Origin of the sequence: Rhodococcoides corynebacterioides, from assembly GCF_019834675.1 — a bacterium.
GTDB classification, from domain to species: Bacteria; Actinomycetota; Actinomycetes; order Mycobacteriales; family Mycobacteriaceae; genus Rhodococcoides; species Rhodococcoides corynebacterioides_A.
The window spans coordinates 65,883-87,721 of the sequence record NZ_JABUBU010000005.1; the positions used below are offsets into that span (position 1 = coordinate 65,883).

Genomic DNA, 21,839 nt, shown 5'->3' on the forward strand with positions numbered 1-21,839 from the left:
GAGGCACCACCGATGACCACCACCACCCGCCGCGCCGGACGCACCGCCGTCGCCGCCAGCGCTGTCGCCGCGACGCTCCTCGCAGCCGCGACCGCCCACGCCGACCCGACCACCACGACCAGCTCGGCGGCGGACTGCGCGCCGCTGCACCTGGTGGTCGTCCCCGGCACGACCGAGATCGACGAGAACAGCTCACCGGACACCGACTCCGGCTTCTTCTCCCGCCTCACCGTCCCGGCGATGCGCGACGCCAACTCCGGCGACACCCCTGCCCTGGAGCGCAGCTACGTCCCCTACCCGGCCTCGTTCGGCGGCAAGCCCGGTGACCGATCCTCCGACACCTACGCGACGTCGGTGCAGACCGGCATCGACAACGCCGAAGCCATGATCGGCGACATCGCGAAGAAGTGCCCCGGCACGCGGGTGTTCGTCTCCGGCTACTCCCAGGGCGGGCAGATCGCCTCCGAGGTCATCCGCGAGATCGGCGCCGGAACCGGCCCCATCGACGCCGACCGGTTCGCCGGCGGCGCCCTGTTCTCCGACCCCACCCGCGGCCAGGGCGAACCCGTCCTCGGCGGCGGTGACCGCGCACCGGCACCGGCCCCCGGCACCACCGGGGACGCGGTGCAGTCCGTCCAGCTCGCCCCCGCGGTCGCCGCGTCACCGCCGACCGGAGGCGGCATCGCCCCCGACCCCGCCGACGCGGACTTCGGCGCCGTCGCCGACCGCGTCGCCTCCTACTGCACCGCAGGCGATCTCGCGTGCGACACCCCCGCCGACGCACCCGCCGCGAAGCTGGTCGCCAACATCGCCGGACAGTCCTCGATGGACACCCGCGACCCCGTGCGCATCCTCACCGACGTCTCCACCGCCGTCGGCCGATCCGCCCTGCTCACCAGCGCCTCGGTCGTGAACGACAACATCGACTTCGACTCCCGCGCAGGCCGGTTCGAGGTCACCCCCGCATCGGAGACGGTGCTGGGGAAGATGGCGAAATACTCCGACCCCACCGCCGTCACCGACGGCGAGGCAGTCGACGAAGCGGTCGGCGCGGTCACCAAGATCGCCGGCATGGCGATCGGGGCGGCGATCACCGTCGCCAAGGACGTCATCACCCCCGAGACCATCGGCCAGCTCGCCGCCGTCGGGCTGGCGAACCCTCCGGCTGCGCTCGCCGTCCTCGCCACCAAGGTCGGTGCCGCGGCGGTGAAGCTGGTACCCCCGGCGACGATCGACTCCGCCGTCACCGCCGCGTTCGACGAGGTCACCCGCACCGTCGACGACAACGCGGGCCTGGCGAAGCTGGTCACCGACACCTCGTACTGGAACACCGCGGCCAAGCACGGCTCCTACGACAGCGTCCCGGTCGGGACTCGCGGGGAGACCCCGGTGCAGCTCACGGTGCGGTGGATCGTCGCCCTCGCCGCCGACCTCACCGGCGACAACACACTCGCCGAGAAGGTCGGGGCTGTTCTGACCCGCAGCGCCCAGTTGCTCGCCACCACCGACACCGTCCGCCCCGCCGGCCAGATCCTCAGCGCCGGTACCGCGTCCGCACGGGCGAGGTCGACCACGGCCACCTCGTCGACCACAACGCCGTCGGCCACCACCACCACTACACCGGCCGGGGCGTCCTCGACCGGAACCCGGTGACCGATACACACGATTCAGGAGGGACGGAGATGGCCGCACAGCCGATCGACGACCACCAGCTCTACACCGACGACACCACCGGCTCGACCCCCGTCCCCGCCGGACTCCGCATCCCCCCAGTCGAGCGGCAGGCACCGATCCATCCTGACCCGGTCGCCGGGCCGGGACGCCCGCCGGTGATGTGGCTGCTCGGCGCGCACGGCGGCGCCGGAGTCTCCACCCTCGCCCGGGTATGGGCACCCGCGGCGGATGCGCTCGGTGGGTGGCCCGCCGCCGACCGGTACCGGTCGGTGATCGTCGTCGCCCGCACCCACCGCACCGGCCTCGCCGCCGCCCACGACCTCCTCCTGCAAGCCGCCGCCGGCCTCGTCGGCGGGTGCACCGTCATCGGACTCGCACTGGTGCCCGACGCCCCCGGCAAACTCCCGAAGACGCTGCGGCGCAGCGCCGACGTCGTCGCCTCCGCCGCACCCGTGGTGTGGCACCTGCCGTGGGTGCCGGACCTACGGGTGCACACCGCCGACGACCTCGCGCCGTGGTCACCCGCCGAACCCGACCCGACCCCACCGGGCCGACTACGCGCGCAGGTCACCTCCGCCGCATCCCCGCACCCCGGACTCGTCGCCGCCGGGCACGCCGCGTTCGACGCCGCCCGCACCGCCGCCGCCACACGCTGACCGACACCCCAACCCCGACCCCACCGCTCACACCACCGGAGGAAACCCATGCTCACCACCACCGCGACCGTCGTCCTGGCCCAGAACATCGGCGACGTCGACCCCACCGCGCCGAGCGGGGAGTTCGGCGACAAGATCAACATGCTCATGTCCTGGCTGATGTGGGGCTGCATCTTCGCCTCCGTCGCCGCGATCATGATCTGCGGCGCCACCCTCGGCTACCAGCGCATGACCGGCGGCGGCGGAGACAGCACCGGCAAACTCGTCGGCGGCCTGGTCGGCGCGGTCATCATCGGCGGAGCCGCCGGCCTGGTCAACGGACTCATCCTGTGACCGCCCCGGCATCAGCACTGGGGACCACCGTGCTGGGGTGGTCGACCTGGGGAATCGTCATCGCCAGCACCGCCGTCGCGTGCGGCGCGTCCTTGCTGATCGTGCATCACACGAGACTCTCCGACGTATCCGAGCCCCGCCTGCTGCTGATCCTGGTGGTCGCCGTGGTCCTCGGCGGGCTCGCCGGCCTGGTGAACGGACTCGTCCTGTGACCGCCGCCGTGCACACCGCCGCCGGGGTCGACGAGCTGAACGAGACCGCCACCGGTGCCTTCGACTCCGCGGTGAGCCTGCTCGAACTGCTCGCCCGCGGGGCACTGATCGTCTCCGCCATCGGCATCGCCGTCGGAGTGGTCATGCTCGTCTCGGGCAGCTCCCGCGCCATCGGCACGATCCTCGGCAGCGTCACCGGCGTCGTCCTGGCCACCGTCGGACTCTCCGGCGGCATCGACTGGATCATCGGCCACGCCTCGCTGGCGGGGGTCGGCACATGAGCACCACCGTCACCCTCGCGGCCGCGGCGATGGTGCTGGCGCAGCCGCCGACCTCCCCGGTGACCTTCCCCTCCGAGGTCTGGGGACCGCTCATGACGGCCCTGTCGTGGCTGCTGTGGTTCGCCATCTGCACCTGCATCGCCGCGCTGTTCGTCTGCGGTGCGGTGTTCGTCAACCAGCGCAAATCCACCGGAACGCAGGTCGTCGAGGACGCCACACTCGGCCGCATCCTCGTCTGCGCCGCCGTCATCGGCGGCGCCGCCGGCATCGCCCAAGCCGTCCTCGCCTGACCCACCCATCCGAAAGGTGCCCCGCCCGTGACCGTCTCCCGCACCGCCCGCCTCACCGCCGCCGCGGTCGCCGTGATCCTCGCGGCCGCCGGATGCGGCACCGACGACACCTCCGACACCGCCGCCCCGAGCCCGGCGGTCGACACCACCTCCGCGCCGCAGGACCTGCAGTGGCGCACCGTCGCCGGTGTCTCCGTGCCCACCTCCCGCACCGCCGGACCCACCGCCGGGACCGGAGCGGCTCGGCACGGGTACGACCGCACCCCGCAGGGCGCGGTGCTCGCCGCGATCAACGGGCAAACCGCGCTCGCCGTCGCGGACGACCGCACCTGGCCGGAGGTCGTCAACACCGTCACCACACCGGGACCGGGACGTGATGCGTTCGCCGTCGCCCGCGCCGGTGTCACCGTCGCCGGCACCGTCCCCGACGCGGCCGCGCCGCGGTTCGTCGGGTTCGAGGTCACCGACTACCAGCTCGACCCACCGACCGCGGCGGTGTCGGTGGCACAAACCATCGGCACCGACCCGCAGCTCTACGCCTATCCCGTTGCCCTGCAATGGATCGACGACGACTGGCGCATCGTTCTGCCCACCCCGGAGGACAACATCGACGCCGCCGAGATCGCCGACCTCACCGGCTACACCACCCTGGAAGGGGCATCGTGACTCGCACCCGCACCCTGATCGTCGCCGCCGCAGCGCTCGTTGTCCTGGTCGTCGTCGGCGCATTTGTCTTCGTCGTGCCGAACCTGCGCGGCGACGAGGACACCGACACCGCCGCCCCGCCGACCTCGGCCGAACCGACCCCCGGCCCCGGGATGAGCGAGCTGAACACCGGCGCCACCGGATTCGGCATCCCGGACGCGGACCTGTCCGGTCGCACCGTGATGGTCCCGAACAACCCTGCCGGGCAACCCCTCCCGCAGCGCGACCCGGCCGGGCCGCGCACCGAATGCACCCCCGACGGGGCACCGGTGACCTCACCGGAGGGGGTGATGATCCAACGCAACTTCGGCGTCTCCACCCTGTACTCCGAGACGGACGGGCCCTCCCGCTTCGACGGCCTGGTCCTCGCCGGCTACAGCCGCACCCCACAAGGTGCCGCGCTGGCCGCCGCGAACATTCTTCCGCGGACTCTCGCCCGCGGCCCGGTTGCTCTCGAAGCGGTCAACAAGCTCGTTCTCGACGGTGGTTCCTTGGTCGACTCCGAGGCTGGTCAGGAGGACGTCGACGGCCCGGTCAACACCGACATCGTCGCATTGCGCGCGCCGATGGGTTTCAAGATCCTCTCGTGCACCAGCAACTTCGTCGTCGTTGAGCTGGCACTGATTCGCGATGTCGACGACACCGGGCAGCGATTGCAGCAACCGCAGTACTACGGCATGCGGCTGAATATGGTCTGGGACAACGGGACGTGGAAGGGGCGTGAGGCAACAGGACCCGGATCGACTGGGCCGTACTCGTCCCTCGACGGCTTCACGCGGTGGGCGCTGTGAGCGCCGGAGGCACCAGCGCCTTCACGCTGATGAGACAAGCTGTTCTGACCGTCCTGGCCACACTTGCAGTCCTCGTCACCAGCGCCGGCCCCGCGGCCGCGCAGGAACCGACTGCGCCCAATCCATCACCGGTGACCGGCATCGTGGACCAGGGCAACGACTTCCAACAAACCCGTCGGGAGTGCTTGGCCGACGGGTCGGACGTTATCCGCGATGGCAGCGCCGCCGACAGGCTGCTCGACTTCTTCAACAGTCGAGGAGCTGCCGATCAGATTCTTTGCCTGGACACTGCGGTTACGGAACATCCCGGTGACGCCCTGGCCACGGCCGCGTCGTCGGCGGCGTCGGCGTTCTGGGGGGACTCGGTCGGCGACTTCGCCAAGGCGGTCATGGAAGGCAACGCCCAAGCGTTCCGGACGGTGATGACGTTCTGGATGACCGCGGGCATTCCCGGCCTCGGCGCTGAAACGGCGATGTCGGGACTGCGGAACATCGTCACCGGCTTCACCGTCGCCGCCCTGTTCGCCTCACTGGTCATTGCGACGACCAAACTCGCCGTCGCCCGCAAACAAGCGGTGATGGAAGGAGCGACGGAGACGGCGTCGATGCTGGTGCGGACGGTGTTCACCGTCGCCCTGCTGCCGGTGTTGGTGCTGATGTTCCACCAGGGCGGCGACGCCGCCTCGGCGTACGCGCTCGAGAGGTTCGTCGGGGGTGATCTGAACGAGAAGATCACCGCGATCACCGCCTTCGACGAGAAGACCGGTCTGGGGCCGGTGTTCGCGCTCGCGTGCGCCGGGTTCGCCTTCCTCGGCTCCGTCGCCCAGTTGATCGCCCTCCTGATCCGCGAGGCGGTGCTGTGCGTGGTGGTGGCGGTGATCCCGCTGGCGGCGGCGTCGTCGGCGACGGCCACCGGGCGCTCGTCCTACAAGTCGATGATCGCCTTCACGTTGGGGGCGTTGCTGTTCAAGCCCGTCGCGACCTTGCTGTATCTGTTCGCGTTCTGGGCGCAGTCCTCGTCCTCCGGTGACCCGGTGGCCTCGGTCATCATCGGCTCGGTCCTGCTCGCAGTCGTCGGGTTCGCGCTCCCGACGTTGGTGCGGATCATCGCCCCCGCGGCCGAGACCATCGCCGCCGGCGGTGGCCAGGCCGCCGGGTTGGCCGCCGCGGGCGGCGCCCTCGCCGGTGGAGCCGGGGCGCTCGGTGCCCGCGCCCTGTCGACCGGTGCCCGCGCGCTCGGCGGCACCGGCGGTGGGTCCGGTCCCGGCCCGGGGATGGGCGCGGCGGGGACCGGAGCGAAGGCACCGGCCGGGTATCGCGGTCAGTACACCGGCGGTGCACCCGTGCTCGGGAAGTTGCACACCGCATCCGGTGCGGTGGGGCGAACCACTCGGGCCGGGTCGAGCGTCGCCGGGGCAGTGCGAGGCGGCACTGCCGCGACGCTCGGCGGCGCGGCCGGTGCAGTGCGCACGGCGGCGTCCGGAGCTCGCGCGACAGGTCAGGCCGCGGGACGGCTCACCGCAGCCGCCGAAGGCGCGGTCGGCAACTACCACGGACGGATCCCCCGATGACCTCGACGGTGCACGACGAACCGGCGATCTTCTCCGCCGGCACCCGCCCGAAGTCGACGTTCGCGTTCGGGTTGTCGGTCAAAGCCGTCGGCTACGCCGCCGCCGGATTCGCCGTCTCGTTCGCAGTGCTGATCTTCGGCGGCGTCATCCCCGGCCTGGCCCTCATGGCCGTCATGGCCGTGCTGCTGGTGCCGCTGGTGGTGGCCCCGAACGGTCGATCCCTCTACGAGACAGGACAGTTCGCGATGCAGTGGTTTCACCGCAAGCACATCTCCCGCTCCACCGAGTACCACGCCGGACCGCATTCGCAGATCCCCGGCGGCCGGTACCGCCTGCCCGGCCTGCTCGCCACGACCACCCTGCACGTCGGCACCGACCGGCACGGCAACGAGTTCGGGATGATCCACCACCCCGCCGATCACCGCTACACCGTGATCGTGGACTGCCTGCCCGGCGGCGACGAAGCGGTGGTGCGCAGCGAGAAGGACCTCTACACCGCCGACTGGGGCGTCTACCTCGCCGACCTGGGCCTGGCCAGTGACATCGTCGGCGCGACCGTGGTCGTGGAGAACATCCCCGCCACCGGCCTGCGCCTGGCTCGCCTCGTCGAACGGGAGATGGCCGCGGCCGCGCCGGGACTGTCTGCGGAGTTCGTGCGGCAGTCGTCGGTGCGGATGCCCTCGGGTCGGCACCGCACCCTGGCGCGGCTGTCGATCACCTTCCGCGCCACCACCCGCGAGCGGCAGAAGGAACCGGAGGAGATGGCCGCGGAGCTGGCGCGGCGGCTGCCGGACCTCTACGGCAACCTCGCCGGCGCAGGTGTCGACGCCCAACCGATGACGGCGGCGGAGATCGTGGCCACCGCGCACCGCTCCTACAACCCGTCGACGGAGAACGACTTCGAAGAGCTCGACATCGCCGGGCAGCCGCACGGGGTGGCGTGGGAGGACGCCGGACCCGGCCGGGCCCGCACCGAGTGGGGTCACTACCGGCACGACGGGGCGACGTCGGTGGTGTGGGAGATGGCCGCACCACCGGAGTCGGTGTTCACCGACACCGTCCTCAAACCGCTGCTCGCCCCGCACGACGACCTGCCCCGCAAACGCCTCACCCTGATCTACCGGCCCTATTCGGCCGGGGACGCAGCGAAGAAGGTCGAGAAGCAACACCGAGACGCCCTGCACGCCATCAACTCCCGCGGCGCCAAGATCAGCTCCGCCGAAGCGGAGAAGCGTCTCGAGATCACCTCCCAGGCCCGCAAGGAGATGGTCTCCGGCGCCGGGCAGCTCCGGTACTCGGCGCTGCTCACGATCACCGCCCAAGACCCGGCCGAGGTGGGGAACGCCGCGGCGGTCACCGAATCGCTCGCCGCCCGCGCCCGCCTGCGGCTGCGGCGCGCGCACGGCTTCCAGGACGCCGGGTTCGCCGCCGGCCTCGGGCTCGGGGTGCTGCTGCCCGACCACATCACCACCTCCGCCCTCGTCCGCCGCAGCTGAACCGGGCCACGACCCGTTCGGCCGACGCCCCCGGCTCCACCGACTCGAAGGGACCGCCCTCGTGACACCCACCGACACCCGCAGAGCCTCCACCGATTCCGACCAGCCGCAGCGGCGGCGCGGGTTCATCCCGGATCTCGACTACGCCGACCTCGCTGCCCGCATCGAAACCGGCGAGACGGCCGAACCGGCGAAGCTCAGCCGTGTCGGGATCGGACTGGCCCGCTGGCGCAACACCCACCGCGACGCCGCCGGTTCCGGCTCACCGCAGGGGAAGCACCGCGCGGACCCGGACTGGCGGTCGGCGCTGGCGACCACGGCGGACGGGGCGCGGGGCGCCGGCGGGGGGCGGATGACCTCGGTGCCCGCCCCGATCGAGTACGAGGCATCGTCGGTGCAGCTCTGCGGGCTCAACCCGTGGGCCATCGGTGCGGCCGCCCCGAACTCGGGCACCATCGTCGGCCAGCACGCCGTCACCGGAGAAGCGGTCGCGTGCGATCCGTTCGCCTACTTCCGCGACAACCACATCGCCAACCCGTCGATGTTCGTCCTCTCCCTCCCCGGGCTGGGGAAGTCGTCGCTCATCCGCAAGGTCCTGCTTGGGGCCACCGCGTGGGGGCAGACACCGATCGTCGCCGGGGACATCAAAGCCGAATACGTCGCCCTGACCACGATGCTCGGCGGGCAGGTCGTCACCCTCGGCCACGGTGGTGGGCATCTCAACCCCCTCGCCGCCGGCACTCTCGGCCAAGCCGTCGTGCGGCTGCGGGCTGCCCGCACCGACGCCGCCGCAGCGGGCGACGCCGCGCGGGTCGAGCACCTGGACGAACTGCTCGGCACGGCGGAGCTGACGGTGCGAACGCGGCAGGTCAACGCCGTGTGCGCGCTGATCGAGCTGATTCGCTACGACACCCACTCGGTGCGGGCGTTCGAGAACTCCATCATCGGTATCGCCCTCGACGAGCTCTACTCCGAACACGGCGGGTTCAACTACGCGCACCCGCCGCTGATCCGGGACCTCTACCAGCGCATCGATACCGGCTCGGAGGCGATGCTGCGCGCGACGTACCAAACCACCCGAGAGGGCTACCGGACGCACATTACCGACCTGATGCAGGCGCTCGGGGCGCTGATCTCGGGGCCGTTGGGGACGATCTTCGCCGACCACACCTCCCAACCGCTCGACCTCGACGCCCCCATGATCTGCATCGACGTCTCCTCCCTCGACCGGGGCGATACCGCCCTCAAGGCCGCGGTGATGCTCTCCTGCTGGGCCGATGCCTACGGGACCGTGGAAGCGGCGCACCTGCTGGCCGACGCCGGCCTGGACCGGCAGCGGTTGTTCCTGCTCGCCCTCGACGAGCTGTGGCAAGTCATCGGCGCCGGACCCGGCATGGTCGCCCGCGTCAACGAGATCTCCCGCCTCAACCGCACCGACGCCACCGGGCTGCTGATGATCACCCACACCGGCCGCGACCTCGAAACCCTGCCCACCGAAGCGGACATCAAGACCGCCAAGGGGTTCATCGACCGCGCCGGCATGGTCGTCTGCGGCGGCCTTCCCATCGGTGAGGTCGAACGACTCTCCGGCGAGCTCAAGTTCACCTCGGCCGAGCAGGACATGGTGACCTCCTGGTCCCGCGGGGCAGCATTGCGGTCGGCGGAGCGGCGGACCGCCCGCTCACCGATCGGGCGGGGGAAATTCCTGATCAAAGTGGCCAAGGACAACACCCCCGGCATCCCCATCCAGACGGTGTTCACCGACCTCGAGATCGACTCCGGAGTCCACGACACCAACGCCCGCTTCGCCGACTACTTCGACACCGCCGCCGGCGACGCTTCGACCGGGCAGGTGCTCCGATGAGGGCCGAATACGCCGCCGAGGTCAAGGAGTGGGCGCTCGAGACGTACCGCTCCTCCCGCCCGAACTACCCATCGCGGGATCAGTGCGTGACCGCGATCGCCGGTCAGATCGGCGCGCACGTCAACACCGTGAACCGGTGGATCAAGCTCGAATTCGGGCCCTCCCGCGAGCCCGCGGCGGACGAGGTGGTCGCCAAGCTCCGCGCCGCCGAAGCCGAGATCGAACGCCTGCTGCGGGTCAACCGTGACCTGTCCGACCGGCTCGCCGCCGCCTCGCCTCGCACGATCGCAGCGCAGTGAAGAAGGGCGGGACGATCGCGCTGGTCGCCGCCCTCGCGGTTGCACTGTTCGTGGTGCTGTTCGTCACCACCATCGGGGGTCGGATCGACTGCGGTCCCACGAGCTCGACACCCGGTGCCCCGGTCCCGGCTGGTACGCACGTCAAGCCGACCGACCCGGCTGCGACCACGTTGACGTCCGGATTCGGTCCGCGGTGGGGCACCGAGCACCGCGGCGTCGACTACGCCGGACCGGTCGGCACACCGATCTACGCCTTCACCGACGGAACCGTGCGAGAAGCCGGACCGGCCGACGGTTTCGGCAACTGGATCATCGTCGACCACGTCATCGACGGAAAGCCCTACTCAACCGTCTATGGCCACATGGAGAGCGACGGAGTACTCGTCACGACCGGCCAGCAGGTCACTGCCGGCCAGGAAATCGGCCGGATCGGCAACGCCGGTCAGTCCACCGGGGCGCACCTGCATTTTGAGGTCTGGGACGGTGGCCGACTACCGGACGGAGCGGGCACGGCGGTCGACCCCGCGTCGTGGGTGGACAGCGCCCGCGCGCCCGGTACCGCGCCGCCCCCGCCCGCACCCGGCAGCAGCGGAAACAGCAGCACCGTCGGAGGGTCCACCGGGCCCGGTGGCAGCGTCGGCGGTCTGAACGACAAGCAGCTCGCCATCTCCAAGCAGACCGTCGCCATCGGCGAGGCGATGAACGTCCCCGAACAGGGCATCGTCGTCGCCCTGGCAACGGTGTCGCGGGAGTCGACTTTCCAGATGTACGCCAGCTCCAACGTCCCGGACTCGCTGAACTACCCCCACGACGCCGTCGGCTCGGATCACCTGTCGGTCAACCAGTTCCAGCAGCAGGTCACCATCTGGGGCGACACCGCTACCCTGATGAACCCCGTCACCGCCAACCGCCTGTTCTACGAGCACCTCCTGGCCGTCCCCGGGTGGGAGTCGATGCCCGTCACCGCCGCCGCGCAGGCCGTGCAGAACTCGGGCCTACCCGGCGCCTACGCCGAACACGAACCCCTCGCCCGCACCCTGTATGCGCAGTTCAAGGGCGCAGGCCGCGACCTCCCCGCCGCGGACCGCGCCGCCCTCGCCGGCGCCGCGGCCGCCGCCACCGTCGGGAGCGGAGCGGCCACCGCCGACTGCGCGGATGCGACGCCGAACACCAACGGCCCCACCTTCACCCCCGGTGGCCCGTTCGGGGCCAACGTCATCGCCGCCGCGATGCGCTGGCTCGGCACCCCCTACGCCTGGGGCGGCGGCGACCAGAACGGACCCACCAACGGCATCAGCGACGGCGGCGGCGCCGCTGACGCGCACGGAGACACCGGCAAAGTCGGCTTCGACTGCTCCGGGTTGACCCTGCACGCGGTCTTCCAAGCCTCCGGCGGCGCAATAAGCCTGCCGCACTTCACCGGCGACACCTCCAACCCCGGACAGCTCTACGACCCCCGAGGCCAGGAGATCCCGCTCGACCAGAAACAACCCGGCGACCTGATCTTCTTCGGCTCCGGTGGCAATACCCACCACGTCGGCATCTACTACGGCGTCGAGAACGGCACCGAAATGCTGCTCAACGCACCGCAATCGGGCGACGTGGTCTCCGTTCAACCACTCTCCGGCTGGGCCGGAGAACAGATGTACGTCAGGAGATTCGGATGACACCCACCACTCACACGGCCCGTCTGAGCACCCTCGTTGCAGCGACACTGGCTGCGGCCGCACTCGCTCTAACCGGCTGCGGAGGAACCGAACCTGCTGTCCCCGACGGCGGCACCCCGCCCACGTCCACGGCGCCACCGCCTCCGACGGTGTGCACCGACCGCATTGACGAGGCCACCGGCGTCGACACCTGCGACGTCGAGGCCGTCCTGTCCACCGCCGCAGCCGCCCTGTACTCCTACCGACCCACCGAGCAGCCCCGCAAAGGTGTGGACCTCGACGCCGCAGCGACCCTTCTCAACCCTCTCTGGGTGCAAGAAGTCGGGGAGTCCTCCTCCGCTTTGGCGCCCGTCACCGGCGCCGAGTGGGACCGGTGGGCCACCAGCGGGATCACCGTCGACGCCGACGCGAACGTGACCTCCGACGACCACCCGGCCGACACGGACACCCTCGTCCGCCGCGTCGTCGCCGTGCAGCAGACGCTCGTCGACGCCGGCGGCGCCACCATCGGCGAGCTGACACCGATCGCGCTGTACATGACTGCCACCCGCGCCAACCGCCTCACCGGCTGGGCCGTGTCCGCGATGACCGTTCGATGAGAACACCGTGGCAGCTGTCCGTCGGCGCCATGACCGTCAGCTGTGGCATAGTCCGTCGTCATCGACCAGATGAACTGACGGGTCTCGCCCTATCGGTCAGCAAGCGGCGTTGTACGCCTCGTCGACGTCGAGGAAACAACGGGCTAGCCACCAAACCTTGACGATAACGATAATCACTGGTAACGCGACGTATTAGAGAGCGACGAGTTCGGGTCAGCGAGCATGCAAGCTGAACATGACGGTGAGTCGAGTACGCGCTGAACGTGCGCCCGCTGGCTTGCCGAGGTTGGACTGCTTGGAGCTAAGTCCCTGTTGTACAGAGCGTTTCAACTGAGCAGTGTCCGCGGGGCGCGGTTTCAAACTCAACTGGGATCTATGCCGACGAGCTCGATATGGGTCAAGGGTCGTTATTGCGAGCGCGTATCCCGTCATCCGTTGCGCTGCATGGGCGTTGTCTACGACGCTGATCGTCGAGGGGGATTGGTGCGGGTGCCGGCGCGGGCCCCGTTGAAGACAGTGCCCGGGCAGCAATCATTCGAGCGCTCACACCCCTCGGCCTCCGTCGGGCCCACTTGAGGACGCCGCAGCCTGTTGTGAAGTGCAGTCGTTTCACATACTGTGACGGCGGCCACTTAACTTAGGGGAGTTTGACGTGCACTTGAATCCACGGGCAACGGCGATCGGTCGCTGTTCTGCCGCAATCGGTGTCGGCGCTGTCGTAGTCGGAATGGCACTCGCATCGAATGCGGTAGCGATCGCCTCACCGTTGTCGGTCGTCCCGATCGAGCCAACTGCCGCGGTCACATTGCCGCCGGAATTGGATCCGTTCTACTCACCACCGTCCGGGATTGTTGCCGATGCAGCGCTCGGTCAGGTTCTGCGTGCCCGGACGATCACTCCTGCTGCCCTGAGTGCGTTGCCGATCAACGTCGAAGCGTGGCAACTGCTCTACCGCACCTCGGACAGTCAAGGCAATGCGATCGCCACAGTGACGACCGTCTTACGGCCGCGCGGCGATGCACCTGCGGGAGGACGGAAGTTGCTGTCCTACCAAATCCAGGAGGACTCGACCGCTCAATACTGCGCACCCTCCTACGTGATCCAGCACGGGTCCATTCCGGCAGACTTCGTCAACTCCGCGGAATCCCTGACGGCGATCTCGGCCGGGGTATCCCAGGGGTGGACTGTGGCTCTGCCCGACTATCAGGGCCCGAACTCTGCCTACGGTGCACCGGTCATCGCCGGACAGGCCACGCTCGATGGCATCCGTGCCGTGCAAAGCTTCGAACCGGCCCAGCTAAACGGAACTGCCACGCCGACGGCGCTGTGGGGATACTCCGGCGGAACCATTCCCACCTCATGGGTCGCTGAGAACGCTCACCTTTATGCACCCGAACTCAACATCGTCGGCACAGCCAGCGGCGGTGTCGCACTTGCCGATGTCGAACGAGTGGTGCGGCACAACACCGGTGGCGTGTGGGCAGGTCTGGTATCGCCGACGTTGATCGGAATCGGCCGGGAGTATCCCGAGGTGCAACGTGTACTCGACGCTCGAACAAATGACTTCGGGCGCACCGTCAATGCGGTTAAGAGCGCGTTGTGTCACCCACAGGGGACGAATCTGTTTCCGGGTTACGACTACCTCGGGACCTACATCGGTGACGAAGATCCATTGGAAATTCCGGAGGTGAAGTCGGTTATTGCCGAGGTCAGCCTGGGTCATCACACACCGACGATGCCGGTGTTCATCTACCACGCACAAAACGACGAGATCATTCCCAGTGCAGGTACCGACCGACTGGTCGACAAGTACTGCCAGGACGGCGACGCTCAGATCACGTACGTGCGGGAGGTCCTGGCCGAGCACATCAGTGGGTTCATTTCATCGTTGCCGACCGCTTTCATGTGGATCCAGCAGCGGATGAACGGTGACCCGGCCCCGAACGGGTGCGCGATCACTTCACCCATCTCCACGCTCACCGCCGACGGCGCACTGCAGCAGGTCGGCGACGTCCTCGGCGACATCGCAGGAGCAGCGAGCGGGCGCGCCATCGGAGCCGGGACATTCGGGGGCTCGTAGAATGAATGTATGGCCAAGACCGCTCAACGTTCGTACGCCGGGCTTTCCGCCCACGATCGGCGAATCGAACGCAGAGTGAAGTTCATCGATGCGGCCTTCACCGTTTTCGCGACTACAGGGTTTGCCGCCAGCAGCGTCTCCGAGATTTGCAGCAAGGCGAACCTCTCGACCCGACAGTTCTACGAGGAATTCACGGGGAAAGAAGACATCCTCAGTGCGGCCTACGGTGAGGTCAACCGCAACGCCGAGACTGCAGTGGCGGAAGCTGCCGCTACCGTCTCGGCGGAACCGCTCGAAACTCGCCTGACCACCATCATCCGGGCCTACCTCACGAACATTCTCCGCGATCCACGCCACGCCCGAGTAGCCTTCGTCGAGGTCATTGGGGTCAGCGACAGCATGGAAGTGCAACGACAATCGAGGGTCGATGCGTGGATCGATCTGCTCAATTCTCTGATTGCTACCGAAGTCGACACGGGGGAACTCCCCGCACGCGACTATCGATTGACCTGGATCGGGTACATCGGTTCCGTGAACGCCCTGGTCGTTCACCGCACCACGAAGTCACCTCGCACGAGCGTGGACGATTTGGTGTCCGAACTGGTACGCCTTGCTCGCACCGGGGTGCTGAGCTGACGTCTTTCCTGTGGACCGACATAGCAGGAGCCGGTCGACGAACATGGAATGTACGGACCCGATAAATGCACTACTTGGTCGACGAACTACCGCCGAGGGAGGGCCGCGTAGCCCGGGGCGCAGGCACATGTGTGCCGGCGGCTCATCGCCTGCATTCGCGCCACCTCGCGCGGGACAAGCCCACCTTCTAGTAAATCCTCCGCATACCTCCGTATTTCGGGTTATCGAGCGAACCGACCCCGTCAGCAGCTTTCTGGTTGTTCCACTGAACGAGAGAGCTACTTGGTTCTTCGGTTAAGAGTTCCGGCGGCGTCCACGACGGCGCTATGTGCCATAGATAGTTCGGATGTTCGCACGTAGGTAGGTGCTGTTCGCCATAGGCCAAGAACCGGCCAGTCGGAATGGTGTCGCGACCACCATTGAACTCCGTCCCAAGCCATTCCTGTCATTGTCGTTTGGTTGTATAGTTTCTGAGCCCACCGCTGGGTTACCGTGCGGTTGCGCGTGACTACTTGTGTTGGTCGAAGCCCGACGTCAACTAGCGCCTGCGCATCATCTAGATCAATGATTTTGCAGTCATCGTGAACTGAATAAGTGTGTAGTGCATAACGAGCACCAGCAATAGCCCGGAAGTCGAACATGACCTCCTGCCACTCTGTATACCTCGCAAATACTTCGCCGACCGCACCAGCTTCGGTGCGCGATAAGTACCAGACGTCGTAAATTCCGGCATTGTCCACTCGCCCGTACCCTTGCGCTGGTTTGTGCAGGTAAGAGGGGTGCCCAGGTTGCGACGAGTCCGCGGCAGCGGATGAGTAAGGTGCAATCCGATAGAGTAGCACTATGCGTAGACTCCATATGCGTCTGACCGTATGGCGGCAATTACCGTTTCGGTTTCGCCAAGATCGAGCATCTGCAATGGTGAACTAAAATTTAGATGGCCGTTTGGTGTTCGTAGCCAGTCACTGAAGAGTGCACGGTTCCAGTACTTAGTAAATTCGGAACCTACTATTTGGATCCGACCCAGTTGAGATAGGCGGTCGTGGTCGGCCCGGATCCCTGTTGGTGATAATTGACTGCTTTCGATGCCTAGGCTCGCCGCCGCGGCAGCGGGGCTTCCAAGCAATTCGACAAATTGACCCAGCACAGCTGTTAATTGCGCGTTGACCGTCTCGGATCTTGCCGCCCTGTTGGCGGGCGAAGATTTTTTTACACGGACCAGTGCGCCTGCTTCCGCAAGTTTGACCTTAGCGGCCTCGGCTGCCTTTCTATCGACTCGCGTAAACAAGGCCTTCGGAGCGCTCTCGACGATGTCCTTGGCTTCTTTGATGCCCAGGCCAGAAACGACCTCACGAACGACCTTGATGACCTGGATCTTCCTGTCGCCGGCGCCCTCGAGGACGAGGTCAAACTGGTCCTGCTCTTCAGCCGCGTCGGCGGGAGCAACAGCTCCGCCGGCAGCAGCAACGGCGACGGGGGCAGCTGCGGTGACCTCGAAGGTCTCCTCGAATGCCTTCACGAATTCGCTGAGCTCCAAGAGGGTCAGTTCCCTGAACTGATCCACTAGTTCGTCCGACTGAATGCGTGAACGCCAGTCCGTCATTCCGAGATTATAGCGTTGGGTCGACTCTGCGGCCGAGGAATCACCATCCGACGGCCGGTACGTTGGCTTGGGTGGCGATTCGGGCTTCCTCGACCCGGCCATGGCATTCGAGGGCGCGTTCAGTGAAGACGACCTTAGGCGGCTTTGAGAAGCGGTCGGTTTGGCTCACGGAAAGCGCCCGTTCGACAGATCAGCCGGTGTTGGTGCCCGTCGCACCTGGTTGGACGGCTGGTGCTCGCCATTCGGAACCATCGCGGCCGTATGACTCGACGGTCGCTGGCCGTACTCGCTGACTGGGCGGGTTGCGAGGACCCCGGACGTGGCGCTGGTGAACAGGTAGAGCGCATTCCGGTCCGGTACGCGGCAGCTGTGAACACAGGTCATAAAGCATCCGCGAATCTGTAACGGTGTAGACCATCGGTTGCAGCAGCCCTGAGGCCTGGGCTCTGACGTCGATCGCCGATGGTCTACAGCCGGCGCCAACGAGTCGTGCGGTCCGCGACGCAGTTCGTTATGCTCTGACCGTTCGACCGTCGATGAGGGTCACGGTCGAGCGTCCACCCAGCAGCGACCACCGTCGCCGCCCACGGTTTTGTCGTGGGCTGCGTGTTCGGTGTGGTGTCGCGGGCTGGCCGACGCTCCCAGACAAGGCCCCGTCTCATGACGCTCCCCTTTCTCGACCGTCCTTCGTCCTCGCCCCGCTTGTCGGCGGCGCAGCGCCGCACCCTGACTCGGGTCGGCTACCGCATCGGCGTGCAGGCTGCGATCGACGCACTGACACGCCGCGACATCGGTGACCGCCTCGCACACGCCCGCGCCGCCGAGACCGGCCGCTACGCCGCACACCGCATCGAACGCCCCGCTGCCGCCTACCGACGCGCTCGTCGAGACGTCACTCGTGAGAGCGACCTCGATTCGGATCGTCTGCTGCGCGCCGCGATCCGGGCCGGCATCGCCAGCGAGGTGTCCGCCGCCGCCACAGCCCACTACAACGCGGAGGGCACCGGCGAGGCCATGCACGCCTGGACCACCGCGATCGCGCACGCCGACGCCTGGAACTCGGTTCTCGAGGACGCCGGCATCGACCTTGACGAGCTGCACGAGGAACTCGACCTCGACACCGCCGACGATCCCGGCGTCGATGCATTCGTCTCCGACCCCGCCGTCGACGCCGAGCAGGAAGCGGCAGTGATGGCCGACGCCCAAGCCGACACCGTCGCCGGAGTGCGTCCCGGTACCGACGTCACCACCGCCGAGCTCGCCTCCCCAGGGCCGGTCGCCGACGCTGCACCCGCGCAGAACGCGAACCACGGCCGCTCCCTGCCGGCACCTGCGTTCGATCACGCCACCCACATCGACCAGGAGGTGTCGCTGTGAACGCCACCCGCACCCGCACCTCGGCAGACGCTGGAGCCCCCGGCGCTTCGGCAACGCTGCAGTTGAGCCTCGTCTTCGGCTTCGCAGCCCTGGCCGGCGCCGCCTACGGCGCACTGCGCGCCGGGCATGCCCTCAGCGGCACCGAAACGCCGGTCCCCGACAATCCGTTCCAGGCGCTGATCGAGGTCGCCGACGGCACGCTGGTGTGGCCGTTCGCCTCGACCCTCGTCCTGATCGCGGCCGCGGCCGTCCTGGTCTTGTTTCTCATCGGTCTGACTCCGACTCGTCGACGCGCGCCCCGACCGACGACCACTGCCAACAAGCGGTGGCTGATCGACGGCCCAGCGGTTGCCCTGTCCGCACCGGTCACCGGTAAAACGTTCGCCTTTCCACGCCCGCCGGGTGCCGTCTTCTCCCTCGACGCGACCCCGACCGCGGGCCGCGACGGCGGTGATGCGGCGTGAACGCCACCCGCACCCCCACCTCGAAAGGCGCCGGAACCTCCGGCGGCTCGTCGACGATCCAGTTGGCCCTCGTCCTCGGGTTCATCGCCCTGGTCGCCGCCGCCTACGGCGCATTGCGCGCCGGGCACGCCCTCACCAGCACCGGCGCATCGATCCCAGGCAACCCGTTCCAAGCGCTGATCGAGGTCGCCACCGGGAAACTGGTGTGGCCGACCGTGTCCACAGTGCTGCTGGTTCTCGGCACGCTGGCTGTCCTCGCTCTGGTGTTCCTCGCCGGGTACCTGCGCCGGCAACGGCGCGGACCGAGTGCGTCGATCGACGCCCGAGCCAAGCTGATGGCTTCGCCCTCGCAGTTGACTGGGGTGACCGGCAAACAGGCCCGCGACAAGGCGCGGCGACTGCGGCCCGAGCTGGCCGAGGTCACCGACCGCAATCTCGAGGCCCGCGACATCGGAGTCGTGGTGGGACGCACGGTCGTCGGCCGCAAGGACGTGTTCATGTCGTGGGAGGACGTCCTGCTCGCCGTCGCCGGCCCTCGCATGGGTAAGACGGCGGCGTTGGCGATCAACGCCCTGTGCTCGGCACCCGGCCCCGCCTTGTTCACTTCGAACAAACGCGACGGCCACGACCTCACCCGCGGCGTGCGTGAGCAGGTCGGGCGAGCGTGGCGATACGACCTGCAGAACATCGCCGACAGTGACCGGGCAGCCGGAGACGGCTTCTGGTGGAACCCGCTACACGGCATCGACCGCATCGTCACCGCCCGCAAGCTCGCCTCGTACTTCGCTGCGGCCGGCCGGGAATCGGGCTCGAAGGTCGATTCCTACTTCGACGGCGGCGCGCAGGAGTTGCTGGCGCAGATGATCCTGGCTGCCGCGGCCGGAGGCGGCGATCTGCTCCACGTCTACGGGTGGCTGTCGGAGGAAGACAACGAACTGCCCCAACGCATCCTGGAAGAACACGGCCACCTCGTCGTCGCCAAGCGGCTGCGGGCCACCGCCGGGTTGAACCAGCGTCAGCGTGACGGTCTGTACGACATGGCCCGCCGGTTCATCGGCCTGCTCGAAGAACGCACCTACGCGATGAGCGTGGTCCCTCCCGTGCGAGCGGAACTCACGCGGCCCGGCCTGCGCGACACCGACATCGGTCGGGTGCAGTACCCGCATGCCATGCCCGAGTTCGTGATCGACGACTTCGTCGCTGGCACCGACACCCTCTACGCCTTGTCGAAAGAAGGGCCCGACTCCTCGGCGGCATTGACGACGGCGCTGATCGGATCGATCGTCGACGCCGCGCAGCGGCGGGCGAGGGGAAGTCGGGGTGGACGGTTGCCGGTGCCGATGCTGGTGGTGCTCGACGAGGCCGCGAACGTGTGCCGCCTGCCGGAGCTGCCCGCCTGGTACTCGCACCTCGGCTCGCAGGGCATCTGCATGATGGCCGTCATCCAGAACCTCGCCCAAGCGCAGAACGTGTGGGGCCCCGAGGGCGTCAAGCAGCTCCTCGATGCCGCCAACTTCCTCTGGTACGGCGGCGGCATCAAAGAACGCAACACCCTCGCGGATCTGTCCGCACTGGTCGGTGACCACGACGTCGAACGCTGGACGACCTCGCGCAGCGGCGGCGGTCTCGGCGGTGGGTCCAGCTCGAAGAGCCAGTCCTGGTCGCGTGAGCCGATCCTGCCCGTCGACGACCTGGCAGCACTGCCCAACACCCGTGCGCTGGTGCAGATTTCGGCGAACCACCCGGTGCTGGTGGAGAAGCTCTACTGCAACGAGGGCCCCTACAAGGACCGGATCGCCGACTCCAACACCCGCTACGGCATCCCCGGTGTCCTGCCCGTCGCCCTCGGCGGCGACGAGGACGCGGTGGTCGACCATTCGGGCAACGACGAGCCGAAGGAGCCGTTCCTGTGACCACTGAGCACGAGCACGACAACGACGACTCGGCCGTACCGCCGACCCTGGTGTTCGAGTCGATGGCGGTGTGGTTCGACCGATGGTTCTCGGTCACCGTTGCCCGCCGGCTGTCGGGGACCGCCGGTCGGGGTCGGGTGTTCTGCCCGCAGTGGTGGCGTCACGACGAGGTGGTGGGACGCCTGCGTGACCTGTGGTTGGCCTGGGAGAAAGCCAAGGCGAGCGACGACCGCGGCGCAGGGTCGGCGTGGTGGCTCCACGATGCCGACCCGACGCTGCGGGTGCTGCTCGACGCCGAAGCCGGCCCGATGTACCAGTGCACCCGCGACAACCACGTCGATACCCGGCCCCTGCAGGCGACTCTCGTCGCCCCGCCGCCGGGATGGTTCGACGGTCTCGACTGACAGACCCGCCGCACCGTCCCTGACACAAACCAACCGTGAGAGACCCTGGTGGGTCCTGCAAGACCCACCAGGGCCATGTGGCCGGACTCGCGCTCCGGCCGACGACGACGTTAACGACCACCGCCCCGTCGTGGGCGGCCCGGTCGACTCGTCCGACCCCCAGGAGCGCACCCCGTGGCCACCACACCCGATGACAACCAACTCGATTTGTTCGCCGACGCAGAGGACAGTGACAGCCATGATCGACCCAGCGGTGCAGGACGTGATGAAGCTCTACCTCGAGCACGTGGGGCTGCCGCCGGAGCTGAGCCCGGAAGATCAGCAGGAGTTCGCGGAGCGGGAGAGCGAGCGGATCGCGGAGCGGATCGACAACATGAAGGTCCACCTGCAGGAGCAGGTGCTGGCCCGGTACGTGCGGGAGAACGGACACCCGGCCCCGTACATGGAGCAGGTCGGTCTGATCAATCAGGCGTGGGCGCAGGCGACGGATTACGTGATCGCCGAGGAGATCTACGGGCAGGATCTGCCGGAGGAGATGGAGGCGTACCCACCGGATCAGGAGAGCCCGGACCGCGAAGCGGAGCGGGACGCGGCGAGGATTCAGGTGCACCGGTCCGACCCGGAACGGTGGCGCAACCCGCTGAACTGCGCGGACCCGGATCGCCCGACCCGGCAGTTGATGAAGCAGCTCTGGGCGGACCGGACGCCGACGTTCCGGTACTACGCGGTGCACCTGCTGGCGGCGCGGATCGAGGACGACCAGCCGTACCCGACGTCGCCGAACCACCCGCTGTTTCCCTCGTTCACGAGCCAGCTCGACGCGCGGGTGGCCGAGGCAAGCGGCACGTAACTCGCCGCGCGGCGCACGACGCGCAACTGGACCTGTTCGCCGCCGACGCCGACGGCGCTGCGCCGATCGACCCC

General features: G+C 68.2%; 22 protein-coding genes and 1 pseudogene. 21 read left to right on the forward strand and 2 right to left on the reverse strand.

Annotated elements, in window-relative coordinates:
* Positions 1-12 precede the first annotated feature (12 nt).
* The 16 genes from HQ603_RS09065 (at position 13) to HQ603_RS09140 (ending at position 15,154) form a co-directional block, all read left to right on the forward strand.
* Positions 13-1,653, forward strand: a complete 1,641-nt coding sequence (locus HQ603_RS09065; RefSeq protein WP_222684218.1) for a cutinase family protein — start codon at positions 13-15, stop codon at positions 1,651-1,653.
* A gap of 29 nt (positions 1,654-1,682) precedes the next feature.
* Positions 1,683-2,330: a DUF6668 family protein gene (locus HQ603_RS09070; RefSeq protein ID WP_222684219.1), complete on the forward strand. Its 648-nt coding sequence runs from the start codon at positions 1,683-1,685 to the stop codon at positions 2,328-2,330.
* Positions 2,331-2,378: 48 nt separating this feature from the next.
* Positions 2,379-2,663, forward strand: coding sequence for a hypothetical protein (locus tag HQ603_RS09075; RefSeq protein ID WP_222684220.1), 285 nt, complete (start codon positions 2,379-2,381; stop codon positions 2,661-2,663).
* Positions 2,660-2,875, forward strand: coding sequence for a hypothetical protein (locus HQ603_RS09080; protein WP_222684221.1), 216 nt, complete (start codon positions 2,660-2,662; stop codon positions 2,873-2,875). Before HQ603_RS09075 ends, HQ603_RS09080 begins: the two co-directional genes overlap by 4 nt.
* On the forward strand, positions 2,872-3,156 hold the full coding sequence (locus HQ603_RS09085; protein ID WP_222684222.1) for a hypothetical protein: 285 nt from the start codon (positions 2,872-2,874) through the stop codon (positions 3,154-3,156). The genes HQ603_RS09080 and HQ603_RS09085 overlap by 4 nt, the downstream gene beginning before the upstream one ends.
* The gene (locus HQ603_RS09090; protein WP_222684223.1) at positions 3,153-3,446 is read left to right on the forward strand and encodes a hypothetical protein; all 294 of its coding nucleotides are present in this window, start codon (positions 3,153-3,155) and stop codon (positions 3,444-3,446) included. Before HQ603_RS09085 ends, HQ603_RS09090 begins: the two co-directional genes overlap by 4 nt.
* A 27-nt stretch (positions 3,447-3,473) precedes the next feature.
* The gene (locus HQ603_RS09095; RefSeq protein WP_222684224.1) at positions 3,474-4,112 is read left to right on the forward strand and encodes a hypothetical protein; all 639 of its coding nucleotides are present in this window, start codon (positions 3,474-3,476) and stop codon (positions 4,110-4,112) included.
* Positions 4,109-4,942, forward strand: a complete 834-nt coding sequence (locus HQ603_RS09100) for a hypothetical protein (RefSeq protein ID WP_222684225.1) — start codon at positions 4,109-4,111, stop codon at positions 4,940-4,942. The genes HQ603_RS09095 and HQ603_RS09100 overlap by 4 nt, the downstream gene beginning before the upstream one ends.
* Complete coding sequence (locus HQ603_RS09105; RefSeq protein WP_222684226.1) at positions 4,939-6,513, forward strand: hypothetical protein; 1,575 nt, start codon at positions 4,939-4,941, stop codon at positions 6,511-6,513. The genes HQ603_RS09100 and HQ603_RS09105 overlap by 4 nt, the downstream gene beginning before the upstream one ends.
* A complete protein-coding gene (locus tag HQ603_RS09110) occupies positions 6,510-8,009 on the forward strand; it encodes an SCO6880 family protein (protein ID WP_222684227.1) in 1,500 nt (499 codons plus the stop codon). Before HQ603_RS09105 ends, HQ603_RS09110 begins: the two co-directional genes overlap by 4 nt.
* A gap of 61 nt (positions 8,010-8,070) precedes the next feature.
* The gene (locus HQ603_RS09115) at positions 8,071-9,873 is read left to right on the forward strand and encodes an ATP/GTP-binding protein (protein WP_222684228.1); all 1,803 of its coding nucleotides are present in this window, start codon (positions 8,071-8,073) and stop codon (positions 9,871-9,873) included.
* Positions 9,870-10,172, forward strand: a complete 303-nt coding sequence (locus tag HQ603_RS09120) for a transposase (RefSeq protein ID WP_222684229.1) — start codon at positions 9,870-9,872, stop codon at positions 10,170-10,172. Before HQ603_RS09115 ends, HQ603_RS09120 begins: the two co-directional genes overlap by 4 nt.
* Positions 10,169-11,839, forward strand: a complete 1,671-nt coding sequence (locus HQ603_RS09125; protein ID WP_222684230.1) for a peptidoglycan DD-metalloendopeptidase family protein — start codon at positions 10,169-10,171, stop codon at positions 11,837-11,839. Before HQ603_RS09120 ends, HQ603_RS09125 begins: the two co-directional genes overlap by 4 nt.
* Entirely contained in the window at positions 11,836-12,438 is a 603-nt protein-coding gene (locus HQ603_RS09130; RefSeq protein WP_222684231.1) for a hypothetical protein, read from the forward strand. The genes HQ603_RS09125 and HQ603_RS09130 overlap by 4 nt, the downstream gene beginning before the upstream one ends.
* A 727-nt stretch (positions 12,439-13,165) precedes the next feature.
* Positions 13,166-14,518, forward strand: a complete 1,353-nt coding sequence (locus HQ603_RS09135; RefSeq protein ID WP_222684232.1) for a lipase family protein — start codon at positions 13,166-13,168, stop codon at positions 14,516-14,518.
* A gap of 9 nt (positions 14,519-14,527) precedes the next feature.
* Complete coding sequence (locus HQ603_RS09140; RefSeq protein WP_222684233.1) at positions 14,528-15,154, forward strand: TetR/AcrR family transcriptional regulator; 627 nt, start codon at positions 14,528-14,530, stop codon at positions 15,152-15,154.
* 278 nt (positions 15,155-15,432) lie between these two features.
* Here HQ603_RS09140 and HQ603_RS19225 read toward each other — a convergent pair whose 3' ends face one another.
* Together HQ603_RS19225 and rplL are read right to left on the reverse strand one after the other, a co-directional pair.
* Positions 15,433-15,996 (reverse strand): RES family NAD+ phosphorylase, encoded by a 564-nt coding sequence (locus HQ603_RS19225; protein ID WP_222684234.1) that lies wholly within the window; start codon positions 15,994-15,996, stop codon positions 15,433-15,435.
* Positions 15,997-16,361: 365 nt separating this feature from the next.
* Positions 16,362-16,757: pseudogene (rplL, locus tag HQ603_RS18895) on the reverse strand (50S ribosomal protein L7/L12); the annotation flags it as partial.
* A 660-nt stretch (positions 16,758-17,417) separates the two neighbouring features.
* On the opposite strand from rplL, the gene HQ603_RS09155 reads away from it, so the two are divergent.
* The 5 genes from HQ603_RS09155 to HQ603_RS09175 all read left to right on the forward strand — a co-directional run bounded on the left by HQ603_RS09155 (position 17,418) and on the right by HQ603_RS09175 (position 21,765).
* Entirely contained in the window at positions 17,418-18,134 is a 717-nt protein-coding gene (locus HQ603_RS09155) for a hypothetical protein (RefSeq protein ID WP_222684236.1), read from the forward strand.
* Complete coding sequence (locus tag HQ603_RS09160) at positions 18,131-18,598, forward strand: hypothetical protein (RefSeq protein ID WP_222684237.1); 468 nt, start codon at positions 18,131-18,133, stop codon at positions 18,596-18,598. Before HQ603_RS09155 ends, HQ603_RS09160 begins: the two co-directional genes overlap by 4 nt.
* A complete protein-coding gene (locus tag HQ603_RS19100) occupies positions 18,595-20,511 on the forward strand; it encodes a type IV secretory system conjugative DNA transfer family protein (protein WP_222684238.1) in 1,917 nt (638 codons plus the stop codon). Before HQ603_RS09160 ends, HQ603_RS19100 begins: the two co-directional genes overlap by 4 nt.
* A complete protein-coding gene (locus HQ603_RS09170; protein WP_222684239.1) occupies positions 20,508-20,915 on the forward strand; it encodes a DUF4913 domain-containing protein in 408 nt (135 codons plus the stop codon). The genes HQ603_RS19100 and HQ603_RS09170 overlap by 4 nt, the downstream gene beginning before the upstream one ends.
* Before the next feature lie 238 nt (positions 20,916-21,153).
* Positions 21,154-21,765 carry a hypothetical protein gene (locus HQ603_RS09175; RefSeq protein WP_222684240.1) on the forward strand — a complete coding sequence of 204 codons (612 nt, stop codon included), beginning with the start codon at positions 21,154-21,156 and terminating at the stop codon, positions 21,763-21,765.
* The last annotated feature ends 74 nt before the right edge of the window (positions 21,766-21,839 follow it).

Coding starts and splice junctions, on each gene's coding strand:
- HQ603_RS09130 (WP_222684231.1), top strand. CDS start 11,836: ATGACACCCACCACTCACACGGCCCGTCTGAGCACCCTCGTTGCAGCG.
- HQ603_RS09065 (WP_222684218.1), top strand. CDS start 13: ATGACCACCACCACCCGCCGCGCCGGACGCACCGCCGTCGCCGCCAGC.
- HQ603_RS09075 (WP_222684220.1), top strand. CDS start 2,379: ATGCTCACCACCACCGCGACCGTCGTCCTGGCCCAGAACATCGGCGAC.
- HQ603_RS09110 (WP_222684227.1), top strand. CDS start 6,510: ATGACCTCGACGGTGCACGACGAACCGGCGATCTTCTCCGCCGGCACC.
- HQ603_RS09175 (WP_222684240.1), top strand. CDS start 21,154: ATGATCGACCCAGCGGTGCAGGACGTGATGAAGCTCTACCTCGAGCAC.
- HQ603_RS09140 (WP_222684233.1), top strand. CDS start 14,528: ATGGCCAAGACCGCTCAACGTTCGTACGCCGGGCTTTCCGCCCACGAT.
- HQ603_RS09090 (WP_222684223.1), top strand. CDS start 3,153: ATGAGCACCACCGTCACCCTCGCGGCCGCGGCGATGGTGCTGGCGCAG.
- HQ603_RS09120 (WP_222684229.1), top strand. CDS start 9,870: ATGAGGGCCGAATACGCCGCCGAGGTCAAGGAGTGGGCGCTCGAGACG.
- HQ603_RS09155 (WP_222684236.1), top strand. CDS start 17,418: ATGACGCTCCCCTTTCTCGACCGTCCTTCGTCCTCGCCCCGCTTGTCG.
- HQ603_RS09070 (WP_222684219.1), top strand. CDS start 1,683: ATGGCCGCACAGCCGATCGACGACCACCAGCTCTACACCGACGACACC.
- HQ603_RS09135 (WP_222684232.1), top strand. CDS start 13,166: ATGGCACTCGCATCGAATGCGGTAGCGATCGCCTCACCGTTGTCGGTC.